The following is a 13948-nucleotide window of genomic DNA, read 5'->3' as shown; positions in this document are numbered from 1 at the left end:
CCCGCGGCTCGCCCCCGCACCTTCGGCGGCGTTCGCGGCCTTGTTCCACCGACGTTCGCAACCGGAATGTTGATTGACATGTCCCTTTTATCGGATCAATCAACCTTGCGGGCGGAAGGGTGTTGATGGACATCACATGCCGTATCGCCGGTACGTCACCTGTCGGCAACCTGTGCGTCACCGCGTGACTTGTACGTTCGTCGCGCTCGATGTCCCTTTCGCGAGCTGTACGGAGGTGTGCGCATGGGGCGCCCGGAAAGACCGCTGGACCCGACGGCCGGGCCCGTGCCGCGGCTCGCGCACGAACTGCGCGAGCTGCGCAAGGCGGCGGGGAGCCCCTCGTACCGGAAGATGGCCGAGTCGGCGGGCTTCTCCGCGACAACGCTGTCGCAGGCCGCGGCCGGCGAACGGCTGCCGTCCCTCGCCGTCGTCCTGGGTTATGTACGGGCCTGCGGCGGCGACCCGGACGCGTGGGAGCCGCGGTGGAAGGACGCCGAGGCGCAGGCGGCGGGGGAGGTCCGCGACGATGACGAGTACGGGGTGCCGTACCGGGGTCTCGCCCGGTTCGAGCCGGCCGACCAGGGGCTGTTCTTCGGGCGGGCCCGGCTGACGGAGGACCTGCTCCAGCTGGTGTGCGGGCACCGCTTCGCCGCGGTGTTCGGCGCCTCCGGCAGCGGGAAGTCCTCGCTGCTGCGGGCAGGGCTCATACCCCGGCTCCAGAACGAGATCGCCGGCCGGGGGCGTCCGGCGGTGCTGCGCGTGCTCACGCCCGGCGACCGGCCCGCCGCCACCTACGGCCATCTGCTGACCCCGGCCGCGGACGAGCCGGAGAGCTGGGTGGTCGTGGACCAGTTCGAGGAGGTCTTCACCCTCTGCCACGACCAGCGGGAGCGCTCCCGCTTCATCGACCTGCTGCTCGCCGCCCGGGACCCGGACAGCCGGCTGCGGGTGCTCATCTCCGTACGGGCCGACTTCTACCCCCGCTGCGGCGAGCACCGGGGCCTTGCGGACACGCTGTGCGGCGCCGGACTGCTGGTCGGACCGATGACCGCGGAAGAGCTGCGGGAGGCGGTCGTCAAGCCCGCGCAGGAGGTCGGGCTCCTGGTGGAGCGTGAGCTGACCGCGCGGATCGTGGAGGAGGTCCTCGACGAGCCCGGCGGGCTGCCGATGCTCTCGCACGCCCTGCTGGAGACCTGGCGGCGGCGCAAGGGCCGGGTGCTCACCCTGGCCGCGTACCAGGCGGCCGGCGGGGTGCGCGGCGCCATCGCGGCGAGCGCCGAGGAGGCGTACGGGCAGCTGACCGGGGAGCAGGCGGACGCCGCGCGGCGGCTGCTGCTGCGGATGGTCGAGCCCGGCCAGGGCACCCCCGACACCCGGCGCCCGCTGATCCGGGCGGAGTGCCGGGACTGGGCGTGTCCCCACGTGCCCGTGGTGGTGGAGCGGCTGGCCCGCGCCCGGCTGCTGACGGTCGACGAGGACGCCGTGCAGCTCGCCCACGAGGCGCTGATCACCAGCTGGCCGCGGCTGCGCTGCTGGATCGAGGGGGACCGGGAGCGGCTGCGCCACCACCGGCGGCTGACCGAGGCCGCCCGCGTCTGGCTGGAGCACGACCGCGACTTGGGCGCCCTGTACCGGGGCACCCGCCTGGACCGGGTGGCGGAGCTGTTCCCCGACCACGAGCACGACCTCTCCCTGACCGCGCCGGAGCGCGAGTTCCTCACCGCCGCGCTGGCCGCCCGCGAGGCGGAACGCCGGGCCGCCGCCCGCTCCACGCGCCAGGCGCGGGCCGCGGTGGGCGTACTGTCGGCCGTTCTCACGGTGGCGCTGATCGCGGGTCTCGCCGCGTGGACACAGGGCCGGGACAACGAACGCCACCGCGTCGACGACGCGGCCCGCCGTATCGCCTCCGTCGCGGAGGGCCTGACCACCACCGATCCGCGCACCGCACAGTTGCTGGGCGTCGCCGCCTGGCGCGTGTCCCGCCTGCCGGAGACCCGGCAGGCGTTGCTGGGAGCGCTCCACCAGCAGGAGCTCGACTCGTTCAGCGAACCGGCACCGGGCGACGGTCCCTTCCGCCGTCTGACGGACTCCGGACGCACCCTGCTCAGTGTCGAGGGGCGCACCTGGCGGACCTGGGACGTGGCACGGCACCGGCGGATCGCCGAGGGGCGGCTGCCGGCTGCCGGCATCGCGGTCGGGGCGAGCCCGGACGGGCGGCTGCTGGCCCTCTACGGGCGTGGCCGGGGCGACGGGGTGCGGCTGTGGGACACGGCCGCCGGACGCTGGGCGGGTGACCCGCTGCCGGTGTCGTCCGTCGTGGACTTCGGCACGAGCACGTACACCGTGCGCGGTGTGGACGGGTCCCGGGCGGTGGTGCACTCGGCCGCGGACGGGAAGTTGCTGTTCGAGGCGCAGGACACCGCGGTGCCGAGCGAGGACGGCCGGCTGATCGCGGACTGCCCCCTCGGGAAAGGCGGCGCGCCGCAGGTGCGGGACCTCACGGGCCGGCGCACGGTGCACGGGCCCTGGGAACGCGAGGGCGACATCTGCGGCCAGGACCGGGAGCGCCTGCAGTTGGTGCTCGGTGGCGGGGGACGGCGGCTCGCCGCGGTGGTCCCGAGCGGCGTGCGGCTCTGGGACGTCCGGTCGGGGAAACGGCTGCCCGACCTCCCCGGCGCCGGAGTCAGGTACGCCGCCTTCGACGAGGAAGGGAAGTTCCTGGCGATCGCCGACGGGGAGGAGATCACGCTGTGGCGGCTGGGCTTCGGCTCCCCGGTGTTCCGGTACTCCCTCAACAACCAGCACCTCGGCGGTCTGGCCTGGGACCCCGCCCGCCCGGTACTGCGCTATCTGGAGGCCGGCACGGTCCACACCCTGGACGTGGCGACGGCCGTGACGTCCGCCTGGCAGGACCGGCCGGTGGACAAGGTGCTGATCAGCCCGGACGGCCGCACGCTTGCCACCGCGCGACGCACCGGCGACACCTACCGCTTCGAGCTGCGCGACACCCTCCCCCACTCTCGGCTTCGCTCGAGCGGGGAGACCCCCATCGGACGCCTGCTCAGGACACTGCCGTCCATACCGCTCGGTGTATCGCACGACCCCGCCCGTCCGGTACTCCCGGAGTACACCCTCCCCGGTCTGGCCTTCTCCCCCGACGGCAAGGCGCTCGCGTACACCGTCGCGGCGCCCGGTTACGAGGCCTCCCCGCAGCGCCTCACGGTCTGGGACGTCGCCCGGGGCCGGGTCCGCACGACACTGGACCTGGCGGAGAAGACCTCGGCCGGTGCGGTGATCACCATCGCCCTCGGCCCGGACGCCCGCACGCTCCACCTCACCCGCACCACCGCCATCGGCGAGCTGACCAACGAGACGTGGGACATCGCCCGCCACCGCCGGACGACCGTCCTGACCGGCCTGTCCAGCAGTCACCTGGCCGTCCGCCCCGACGGCCGCCTCCTGGCCGGCGACAACCGGACGGCGAACCTGCCGGGCGGCAGGACCACCGGACGCGACCTGGTCCAGGGCGACGAGATCGGCGCCCTCGCCTTCGCCCCGGACGGTTCGCGGTTCGCGGCGGGGGACCAGACGGGCCGGGTGGCGCTGTGGGACGCGGCGGTCCGGCAGCGGGAGGGCATCCTGCCGAACGTCTTCCCCGAGGGAGAGGAAAGAGAGACCGGCCGGACGGACGGCGGCCCCGACCCGGTCTTCGACGACACCTCCGAGGCCGTCAGCGCCCTGGCCGTCAGCCCCGACGGCCGCACGCTCGCGGTGGGCGGCGAGGCGGGCAGCCTCCAGCTGTGGGACATCGCCACCCACCAGCCGCTCGGCGGTCTCCTGTCCACACCCGGCGACGCGATCGACACGGTCGCGTTCGGCCCGGACAGCGGCACGGTGTACGCGGGAAGCGCGCACGTGCCTCTCCAGCGCTATGTCATCGACCCGGCCCAGGCGGTCCGATCGGTGTGCGCGCGGGCGGGAGCGCGCGAGCTGACGCGGGCGCAGTGGCGGACGTACGCGCGTGACGTTCCGTACCGCGAGGTGTGCGGCGACTGATGCGTGCTCAGCTCCGCTGGACGTGCTCGACGTGTCGCACCTGGTCGGCCTGCCGGTCCGGGCCCTGCTCCAGCGCTCGCGCAGGCCCCGCGTTCGCCGCCAGGACCAGGGCGGCCACGGCGACCACGGCGGCGATGATGCTCCTTGCGTAACGCTCGGTGGTGCTGGTGCGTTCGAGCACGACGACCTCGCAGTGACGACAGCTGCAACAGCAACAACAGCAACAACAGCAACAACGGCTACATCGGCGACCACGTATTAAGCAGGCTTAATACGCCGTTTAACCTAGAGCCCGGTGATGCCCAACGGCAAGAGGCGCAGGGGGAGTTGGCTCATGGTTGAACGTGACGATCCGGAGACCATCGGGCGGAGAGTCCAGCAACTGCGCGTCGAACGGGGCCTCACCCAGCGGCAGGTCGCCGAACCCGCCTACACCGCCGCCTATGTCTCGACGCTGGAGGCGGGACGGGTGCGCCCCTCCGACCAGGCGCTGCGGCATCTCGCCGAGCGGCTCGGGGTCGAGTTCGACGAGCTGGCCACCGGGCGGCCCGCCCATCTCGTGACCGATCTGCGGTTGCGGATCGTGGAGGCCCAGCGCACCCTCGCCACCGGCGCCGCCGAGGAGGCCGCCCGCCAGTACGCCGCGCTCCTGGAGGAGGCCGAGCGCCTCCGGCTCGACGAGGTACGGGCCGCCGCACTGCTCGGACTGGGGGAGTGCGCCCTGGAGACGGGTGAACTCGTGGAGGGGCGTACGTACTTCGAGCGGGCCGAGGTCACCATGGCCGACGCGCCCCTGCCCGCCCGCGTCCCGGCCCTGCGCGGCCGGGCCGTCGCCCACTATCTCGCCGGTGAACTCCGGTACGCCGTCTATCTGCTGGAGTCCACCCTCGACGAGCTGAACCGCGGCGGACTGCACGACCCCGACGCACTGCTCCTGCTCTACGCGAGCATCATCGGGCCCTACATGGACATGGGCGCCCACGCACGGGCCGCCCAGGCCGCCGAGTTCGCGCTCGCGCTCGCCCCGCAGGCCGGGGACCCCGCCCTGGTCGCCCGGATGCACCGGTCCGTCGCCCGCACCCTCATCGCCGAGGGCCGGGTCGCCGAGGCCGACGCCTCGCTCGCCAAGGCGGCCGAGCTCTACCGGCAGCTCCAGCTGCGCACCGAACTCGCCAACTGCCACTGGATGCGCGGGTACGTGTACGCGCAGAACAACCAACTGGAGCAGGCCGAAGCCGAGTTGAGGCAGGCCCTCGCCATGCTCTCCGCCTCCCGCGCCGCCCTCTACAGCAGCCAGGCCGCCGTCGAGCTGGCCGACGTACTGCACCGGCGCGGCAAGTCGGAGGAGGCCGCCGCCCTGCTCCAGGACGTCCTCGGGGACCTCTCCCCCGAGCGCGGCGCCGTGCACTCCGCCGCCGCGCACCGGCTGCTCGGGATCATCGCCGAGGACGCCCGTGACCCCGAGGCCGCCGAGGAGCACTACGTACGCGCCCTGAGTCTGCTGGAGCGGGCCGGGGCCGCCGGGGACCTGGCCGACCTGTGCCGGCTCCTCGGTGATCTGCTGCGACGGGAGGGGCGCGTGGAGGCGGCACTGGACGCCTACCGGACGGGACTTGGACACCGTACGGCCCCCGGCACCACCACCCTCGGGCCCGCGCCCGCACAACCTCCGCTATGACCGTCCCGATCCTGCGCACAGCGCCCACCGGTTAGCCTTCGCGGGGGAGCGGAACGCTGACCGACCGACGGGGCATGCGCGTGGAGAACCAGAGGACCGCGGCCGACGGGCTGCGGCTCGTCGTGCGCGCGCTCGTCCACGCCGTCCTCGGCGGGGCCGCGCTGCTCGCCATCGCGACCGTCGTGTCCGTGCTCGGGCCCACCCTCGCCCTCGACCTCTACACCCCGCCCGTCGCCGCCTGGTGGACCGTCTTCACCGCGATCACCGTCCAGGCAGTGCCGTTCCTGCTGCTGGGGACGGTCGTCTCGGCGGCGATCGGCGCGTTCGTGCCGGAGCGCGTCTTCACCCGGCTGCTGCCGCGCAATCAGGCCCTCGCCGTGCCGGTCGCGGGGGCGGCGGGAGTCGTACTGCCCGGCTGTGAGTGCGCGTCCGTGCCCGTGGCCGGGAGCCTGATGCGGCGGGGCGTGGCCCCGGCCGCCGCGCTGGCCTTCCTCCTCTCCGCGCCCGCGATCAACCCCGTCGTGCTCGTCGCCACGTCCATCGCCTTTCCCACCCAGCCGGAGATGGTGCTGGGCCGGCTCGTCGCCTCGCTGGCGGCGGCCGTGGTGATGGGGTGGCTGTGGGCGCGGTTCGGCAAGGAGGAGTGGCTGCGGCCCCCGAAGCGGCACGCTCCCGAGGCCCGCGGCCTCAAGGCCTTCGGCGCCGGACTCCAGCACGACTTTCTGCACGCCGGCGGGTTCCTCGTGCTCGGTGCGGCGGCCGCGGCGACCTTCAACATCGTCGTACCGAGGTCGGTGCTCGATGTGTTCACCGGGTCCGCCTGGCTGTCGGTGCTGCTGCTGGCGGTTCTCGCCGTGGTGCTGTGCGTGTGCAGCGAGGCGGACGCGTTCGTCGCGGCCTCGCTGAGCGGCTTCTCGCCGACCGCGCGGCTGGCGTTCATGGTGGTGGGGCCGATGGTCGACCTGAAGCTGATCGCGTTGCAGGCGGGGACGTTCGGGCGGGGCTTCGCGGTGCGGTTCTCGGCCGTGACGTGGGTGGTGGCCGTGATGAGCAGTGTGCTCGTGGGGTGGTGGCTGTTGTGAGGCGGTACGGGCCTGCCCTGCTGCTGATGCTCGTCGGGGCGGCGATCCTGCGGATCTCGGCGTTCAGCACGCTGTATCTGCGGTATGTGCAGGCGGGGCTGCGGCCGTATCTGATCGTGTCCGGGGCGGCGCTGGTGCTGCTGGGGGCCGCCATGGCCGTCGTACGGCGGTCGGCACGGGACGATGAGGACGGGGGCGAGCATGATCCGGGGCACGGTCATGGTCATGGGCCCCGTGTCGCCTGGCTTCTCACCCTTCCCGCCCTCGCCCTGCTGCTCTTCCCGCCGCCCGCGCTCGGGTCCTACAGCGCCGAGCGGGAGGCGGCCCAGCGGGCGGCTCGGGCAGTGGGGACCTTTCCCGCGCTGCCGGCCGGGGATCCGGTGGAGATCGCGGTGGGGGAGTTCGCGTCGCGGGCGGTCTATGACAGCGGGCGGTCGCTGAAGGGCCGTACCGTCCGGATGACCGGGTTCGTGACGCATGGGGACGACGGGAGCTGGTACGTCACCCGGCTGCTCGTCTCCTGCTGTGCCGCCGACGCCACCACGAGCAAGGTCGAGGTGCGGGGCGAGGATGCGTCGCCCGCCGACAGCTGGGTCACCGTCACCGGGACCTGGCACCCCGAGGGGAAGCTCGGCACGGACTCGGCGTGGCCGCCGGTACTGGACGCGACGGCGGTGAAGCAGGCGAAGCAGCCGGCGGACCCGTACGAGAAGCGGTGAACGGCCGGGAGCGGTGAACGGCCGGGAGCGGTGAACGGCCGGGAGAGGTGACCGGCGGCAGACGGTTCGCGGTGGCGGAAAGTGCGCGGCGGCGGAAGGTGAGGGCGGTCGCCTTCCTGGTGGCCGGTGGCGACCGCCCTCGCGAGGACGCACCGCTCCCCTGCGGGTCCTCGCCGGACATCCCCGTTCCCGCGCGGGGCGGCGGGAACGCCCCGGTCGGCGTCGCGGGCACGGAGACGCTGGTTCAAGGGGACGGCGCTACGGACCGGACAGCCGGCAGGCGGCGGCGGTCCGTGGCGGGTACGTCCGGGGGAGAGTGGGCAGGGGCATGAGCGGCACTCCAGCACGGGCGATCTCGTGGGCGGCCGCTTCCTGACTCGCACCACCACCGAAGGTAGCGACCCGCTCGCCGCCTGTGAAGACCTTCTCCGAGCCGCTCCCCCGCCGGAAACGGGCCATGTCCGGCCGTGACGGGGGTACCCGGCGTCCGGTCCGGAGCTTTTCCGCCGATGGAGGAGACGTCGTGACGGACCCGCAACCCCTAGGGCCGGCACCCGGCGAGCGTCTTCTCTGCCGGCTGCAGACGCTTCTGCTGGAGGCGGACCGGCTGGAGGACTTCCTGAAGGAACTCGTCACCCTCGCCGCGAGCGAGCTGCCCGTCCCGGCGCACTGCTCGATCACCCTCGGCTCGGAGGGGCGTACCAAGCCCTACACGGCGGCCGCGAGCGACGAGCTGGTGGACCGTTTCGACCAGCGGCAGTACGCCGTGGGCGACGGGCCCTGTCTGGCGACGCTGCGCACGGGCGACCCGCACCATGTCGAGAACGTCGACCTGGAGGAGCGGTTCGGGGACTTTCCCGGCATCGCCCGGGAGAGCGGTCTGCGCAGCATGCTCGCGCTGCCGCTGGTGCCGCCGCGCCAGCAGCTGGCCGGGGTGATGAACCTGTACTCCACCGAGCCGGGCAGTTTCACGCGGCCCGTGCGGGAGGAGGCCGCCGTGTTCGCCGGGCATGTGGCCGGCGCGCTGGGCGTCGCCCTGAAGATCGCCGGGCATCTGCAGTTCAGTCTCGACCTGCAGCACGCGATCGCCTCGCGCACTGTCATCGACCAGGCTCTCGGCATCCTCATGTCCCAGGAGCGCTGCGGCGCCGAGCGGGCCTTCGAGTTCCTCAGCCGGGCCTCGCAGAACCGCAACATGAAGCTGCGCGACCTCGCCGCCGACATCGTCGAGAGCGTCACCGGGCGGCCGCCCTCCTCCCGGCCGCCGCGGCCACGCCGATCACGGGCCGACGACCGTCCCGGAGCGTTTCGCCCGACGGGCGAGGGGTAGTCGGGGGTGCGCGAGCGGGCAGGCCACGAGCCGTCCCACGCTCCGGGTGAGCCCGCGCCGGGAGCCGGGGACGACCACCGGCCGCGCCGAGCGAAGGAGGCGGTGGCCGTGCGGCCCAGGGACGACCACTACGACGACCTCGGCAACGACCCAGAACTGCGCGAACAGTCGGGCGAGGGTCGGGGTCGGGGGGACTCCGGTGACGATGGGGGCGGGGGGCGCGGGCCGAGGGCGGCGGAGGGGTGCGGGCCGGGGTCGGCGGAGGGGTGCGGGCACGGGCCGGAGGACTCGGCGGCGGGGTGGGCGGGGGATCCGGGGGCGGAGCGGGAGCGGGAGCGTGGGCTGGGCTCCGATGTGGAGCCTGGGCGGGGTGCGGGGGGTGAGCGGCGGCGGGGGTCGGTCGAGGGGCGCGGGCCGTCCTCGGATACGGAGCCAGGGCGAGATACGGCGGGACAACGGCGCCGGGAGCACGGGCGGAGCCCGACGGAGGGGCGTGGGCCGGGCTGGGCGGCAGAGCGCAGCGGGGGCCCGGATGAGGAGCGCGGGCGGGACGAGGCAGGTGAGCGGCGGCGGGAGCACGGGCGGAGTTCGACGGAGGGGCTTGGGCCGGGCTCCGTGGCGGACGGGCAAGGGGCTGGGGCGGGGCGGGAGCGCAAGCGGGGGCCGGAGGACTCGGCGGCGCAGTGGGCGGAGGATCCGGCAGCGGAGCGGGAGCGCGGGTCGGGCTCGGATGTGGAGCGTGGGCGGGATGCTGCGGGACAGCGGTCCCAGGAGCACGGGCGGAGCGCGGCGGGGGAGCGGGCGGGGGAACCGGGGGCGGAGCGGGAACGTGGGTCGGGCTCGGGCGCGGAGCGTGGGCGGGGGCCGGATGTGGTGGCGCCGGAGTGGGCGCAGGAGTCCGTGGCCGAGCGGGGGCTGGAGTTCGGGCGGGGTGTGGTGGAGCGGCGTGGGTGGGGGGCGAGCGGGGAGGGGGATCGGGCGCGGGTTACCGCCGTGATCGCTGAAGGGGTGCGGGGGGCGGCGCCCGCGGAGATGCCGGGGCGGCTGTGCGACGTGGCAGTCACGTTGCTGCCGGTGACCGGCGCGAGTGTGTCGCTTCGTAGCAACGGGCTTCCCGTGCAGCTCAGTTCGAGCAGCCATCAGGCCGCCCGGCTCGCCGACATCCAGGCCACCCTGGGCGACGGGCCCTGCCTGCACGCCGCCCGGCTCGGCGCCCCCGTGCTCGCCGCGGACCTCACCGAGGGCCGGGACAACCGCCGTTGGCCGGTCTTCGCCCAGCAGGCGATCGCCGTCGGCGTGGCGGCGGTGTACTCGATCCCGCTCGGCAACGACGCCGTGTGCGTAGGCACCCTCGACCTCTACCGCGACACCCCCGGAGAGCTCACCAACCGCGAACTGCGCACCGCCCAACTCGTCGCGGGCGTCATCACGGTGGCCCTGATGGCGCTGCCCCACGGAGACGACAACGGCCCCGGCGGCGACGAACCCTGGCTGAGCGGGCTGGCCACCGACTACGACGAGGTCTACCAGGCCATCGGCATGATCATGGCGCAGCTCGGAGTGGGCTCGGAAGAGGCACTCGCCCGGCTCCGCGCGCACGCCTTCGCGCACAACCGCACCGCCCTGGAGGTGGCGCGTGACGTGGTCTCGCACAGGAAGAGGTTCGACCGTGACTGAGTACGCCCCGGCACGACAGCCGACGACCGGCCTCGGCGGCGGCGTGAGGAGGACCGGATGAACCGGGAACTGAGGCTCACACGGGCCTTCGTCGACCTGGCGGACACACTGGGCGCGGAGTACGACGCGCTCGATCTGTTCACCCGGCTCGGCGAGCACTGCCTGGGCCTGCTGGCCGTCGACGCGGTGGGCGTGGTGATGTCCGACGCGCGCGGCGAACTGCGCACCATGTCCTCGTCCGCCGTCGACCTGGGCCGACTGGACCTGCTCCAGCTCCAACAGGACGACGGCCCCTCCGTGGACTGCTTCCGCTCCGGCGAGGCCGTCACCGCCGACGATCTGCGCATCGGCACCCGATGGCCCGAGTACACGGCGGGCGCCCTCGCGGCCGGCTATGTCTCCGTGCACGTCCTGCCGCTGCGGCTGGACGGCGGCGCGATCGGCGCGGTCGCCCTCGCCAACCGGCGCAGCGGTGTGCTGCCCGACGCCGACCTCGTCGTCGCCCAGGGCATGAGCGATGTCACCGCGCTCACCCTGACCCACGGGCCGGGCGAACACGCGCGCCCGTACGATCTGCTGACGCTCCTTCAGGCGGCGCTGTCGGCGAAGGCGGCCGTGGAGCTGGCCAAGGGGCTGCTCTCGGAGTACGCCGACGTCTCCTTCGCCGCCGCCCTCGACCTGCTGGCCGGCCACGCCTCGCGGAAGCGGCTGCCCATGACGGTCGTCGCCCGCGCGCTCGCGGAGCGCGTGCTCACCCCGGCCGAGGTACTGGAGGGATCCCCGAGCGAAGCCCTGCGGGGGCCTCCCGGCGGGTGACCGATCCGGCGATGCGCCGCACTTGACCGGTCCGGGTGGGTACGCCCGGGCGGGCGGGAGCGGTCAGGTGGGCGTGGCGTGCGTGAGTGGTCCGGGCAGTGCGCATGCCCGATCTGCGGATGCACCGCACCTGGCCGGTCCGGCGATGCACCGCACCCGGTCGGTCCGGCGAAGCAGCGCGCCCCATCGCTCCGGCGAAGCAGCGCACCGCCCGACCAGTCCGGTGCAGGCACCCGACCCGTTCGGCGGGCGCGGGCTCACTCCGCCGGTCCGCTGTCGCCGTCAGACCTGTACCCGGGCCTGCTTGTGTACGTCCGCCAGGCGCTTGGTGCCCAGTTCCGCGACCGCCCGGGTGACCTCGGCGTACACGTCACCGAGGCCGCCGTTGGTGAGGACGAGTACGTCGTCGCCCACGCGTACGGCGGCGACGTCGAAGGTGAGCGTGGTCGGCTCGCCGTCGGGGCTCTCGCCGTTCATCGTGAGCCGCAGCGCCTGGCGGGCGTCGCCGAGATTCCCGGGCAGGTCCGCCTCGGTGACCTCGGCGTTCTGGACCGCGCCGGTGGTGGTGGCGGCCGTGAACTTCCCGCACTTCTTCGGCAGGGTCCTCAGCCAGGCCAGCGTCTTGTCCACGTCGGCGGGGCGGTCGGCGACGACCTGGTGGTGCAGCTGGGCGTCGTTCCAGGTGTCGTCGAGGCCGGTCGCGGCGGTGACGCGGGCGTCCGCGCCGAAGAGTTCCTCGGCGTACAGGGCGTCGAGGAGGCGCTGGCAGTCGGGCGCGTCGGTGGTCGCCTTGAGGAGGCCGTCGCGCCAGGTGGCGGCGCCCTCGGTGGGGGCCCAGGGTTCACCGAGGTCGGTGTCGGTGACGAGGGCCGCCTGGGCCTGGGAGGGGGAGAGGGCGGGGGCCGTGGTGGGGGACGGGGGCGCGGTGGAGGGGGCGGCCGTCGGGGAGGCCGTGGTCGGGGAGGCTTTGGGCTGCTTGGCGGGGAGCGCCTTGTCCGTGGCGATGGCGGAGCAGGCGGTCGTGGCGAGCAGCGCGGCGAGGGGGAGGGCGGCGAGGAGAGGGCGGCTCATGTGTCCATGGGAGCGTCGGGGGTGGCGGGCCACCAGCGCGGCGAGCCGTATGGGTTACCGGCGTTGCGGCCGAGGAGTGGGCGGGCCCGCCGAAAACCGTTCGTGGCCCGGCCGCCCCCGCCGCTATCCTCGCCCCATGAAGCGCGCCAACCCGTATCTCACGACGACGCCGGACCACGTCCCGGCGCGCTGAACCATGAGCTGACGCGAACCCCGGGGCGAGGGCCCCGGGGTTTTCCGCTGTGTGGCGCTCGCCCTCTCGTTCCGACCCGAGAGGAACTCACCATGTCCGACCACCGCCGCCTCGGCCGCGAGCTCGATCTGTTCGACACCGACCCGCTGATGGGCGCGGGGCTGCCGTACTGGCTCCCGGACGGGGCGGTTGTACGGCACACCCTGGAGGAGTACGTCCGGCAGGCCGAGCGACGGGCCGGGTACCGGCATGTGTACTCGCCCGTGCTGGGGAAGCGGGAGCTGTACGAGATCTCGGGGCACTGGGACCACTACAGCGAGGACATGTTCCCGCCGATGAAACTCGGCGCCGAGGAGGTCGTCCTGCGGCCCAGTCTCTGTCCGCATCACGCCCTGATCTACCGGTCCCGGTCGCACAGTTATCGCGAACTGCCGTTGAGGATCGCCGAGTTGGGCGGCATGTACCGGTCCGAGCTGTCGGGTGTGCTGGGCGGGCTCACCCGGGTCCGGGCCATCCAGCTCAACGACGCCCATATCTTCTGCACCCTCGACCAGGCCGTCGACGAGGCCCGCGCCGCCCTCGGCCTCATCCGCCGCGCCTACGCCGACCTCGGCATCCGGGCCGCCCGCTACCGGCTGTCCCTGCCGGGGGAGGGCAACAAGTACGTGGCCGACCCGGAGCTGTGGCGGCGGGCCACCGCACTCCTCGAACAGGTGCTGGCGGGCGCGGGCGTCGAGTACGAGGCCGTCGAGGGCGAAGCCGCCTTCTACGGGCCGAAGATCGACGTGCAGATCGCCGACCGTGCCGGACGCGAGTCCACCCTGTCCACCGTGCAGATCGACTTCCACCAGCCCGAACGCTTCGATCTGCACTACATCGGCCCCGACGGCGCCAAGCACCGCCCGGTCATGGTGCATCGCAGCGTCATCGGCAGCGTGGAGCGGGCCGTCGCGCATCTCATCGAGGAGCACGGCGGGGCGTTCCCTGCGTGGCTCGCGCCCGTGCAGCTCGTCGTCCTTCCGGTGGCGGAGGAGCAGACCGAGCAGGCCGAGAGGGTCCTGCGACGGGCTCTCGACCTCGGGCTGCGGGCCGAGCTCGCCGGGCCCGGGCAGGGGAGTCTCGGCGCCCGGATCAGGGAGGCGCGGCTCGTGCCGTACGTCGCGGTGGTGGGGGCGCGGGAGGCCGACGGCGACCTGGCCGCCGTACGGCTGCGGGACGGGCGCAGGCCCGGGGCCGTACCGGCGGAGGAGCTGCTGCGGCGGGTGGGGGCCGTCGTGGCGGCTCGTGGCGCCGAACTGTGGGCGGCCTCGTAAGGTCGACCACACG

The 13948-nt window shown here is 73.9% G+C and carries 10 protein-coding genes; 8 read left to right on the top strand and 2 right to left on the bottom strand.

Annotated features, from left to right (window positions below; translation table 11 throughout):
- The first annotated feature begins 243 nt into the window (after nucleotides 1-243).
- Entirely contained in the window at nucleotides 244-4056 is a 3813-nt protein-coding gene (locus PH203_RS17040; RefSeq protein WP_289920841.1) for a hypothetical protein, read from the top strand.
- 7 nt (nucleotides 4057-4063) lie between these two features.
- Here PH203_RS17040 and PH203_RS17035 read toward each other — a convergent pair whose 3' ends face one another.
- On the bottom strand, nucleotides 4064-4237 hold the full coding sequence (locus PH203_RS17035) for a hypothetical protein (RefSeq protein ID WP_289920840.1): 174 nt from the start codon (nucleotides 4235-4237) through the stop codon (nucleotides 4064-4066).
- 153 nt (nucleotides 4238-4390) lie between these two features.
- On the opposite strand from PH203_RS17035, the gene PH203_RS17030 reads away from it, so the two are divergent.
- The 6 genes from PH203_RS17030 (at nucleotide 4391) to PH203_RS17005 (ending at nucleotide 11358) form a co-directional block, all read left to right on the top strand.
- Nucleotides 4391-5734, top strand: coding sequence for a tetratricopeptide repeat protein (locus PH203_RS17030; protein ID WP_289920838.1), 1344 nt, complete (start codon nucleotides 4391-4393; stop codon nucleotides 5732-5734).
- A gap of 74 nt (nucleotides 5735-5808) precedes the next feature.
- Nucleotides 5809-6816, top strand: a complete 1008-nt coding sequence (locus PH203_RS17025; protein WP_289920837.1) for a permease — start codon at nucleotides 5809-5811, stop codon at nucleotides 6814-6816.
- Nucleotides 6813-7535 (top strand): TIGR03943 family protein, encoded by a 723-nt coding sequence (locus tag PH203_RS17020; RefSeq protein WP_289921296.1) that lies wholly within the window; start codon nucleotides 6813-6815, stop codon nucleotides 7533-7535. Before PH203_RS17025 ends, PH203_RS17020 begins: the two co-directional genes overlap by 4 nt.
- A gap of 523 nt (nucleotides 7536-8058) precedes the next feature.
- Nucleotides 8059-8865, top strand: coding sequence for a GAF and ANTAR domain-containing protein (locus PH203_RS17015; RefSeq protein WP_289920836.1), 807 nt, complete (start codon nucleotides 8059-8061; stop codon nucleotides 8863-8865).
- Nucleotides 8866-9480: 615 nt separating this feature from the next.
- Nucleotides 9481-10542, top strand: coding sequence for an ANTAR domain-containing protein (locus PH203_RS17010; protein ID WP_354671250.1), 1062 nt, complete (start codon nucleotides 9481-9483; stop codon nucleotides 10540-10542).
- 57 nt (nucleotides 10543-10599) lie between these two features.
- Nucleotides 10600-11358, top strand: a complete 759-nt coding sequence (locus PH203_RS17005; RefSeq protein ID WP_289920835.1) for a GAF and ANTAR domain-containing protein — start codon at nucleotides 10600-10602, stop codon at nucleotides 11356-11358.
- Between the two features lie 282 nt (nucleotides 11359-11640).
- Here PH203_RS17005 and PH203_RS17000 read toward each other — a convergent pair whose 3' ends face one another.
- Nucleotides 11641-12429, bottom strand: coding sequence for a hypothetical protein (locus PH203_RS17000; RefSeq protein ID WP_289920834.1), 789 nt, complete (start codon nucleotides 12427-12429; stop codon nucleotides 11641-11643).
- A gap of 6 nt (nucleotides 12430-12435) precedes the next feature.
- Between PH203_RS17000 and thrS the strand changes: the two genes are divergently transcribed.
- Nucleotides 12436-13935: a threonine--tRNA ligase gene (gene thrS / locus PH203_RS16995; RefSeq protein WP_289921294.1), complete on the top strand. Its 1500-nt coding sequence runs from the start codon at nucleotides 12436-12438 to the stop codon at nucleotides 13933-13935.
- Nucleotides 13936-13948 lie beyond the last annotated feature (13 nt).

The organism is Streptomyces sp. S.PB5 (assembly GCF_030403745.1).
Classification (GTDB): Bacteria; Actinomycetota; Actinomycetes; order Streptomycetales; family Streptomycetaceae; genus Streptomyces.
This window is presented reverse-complemented; position numbering and strand designations above follow the sequence as displayed.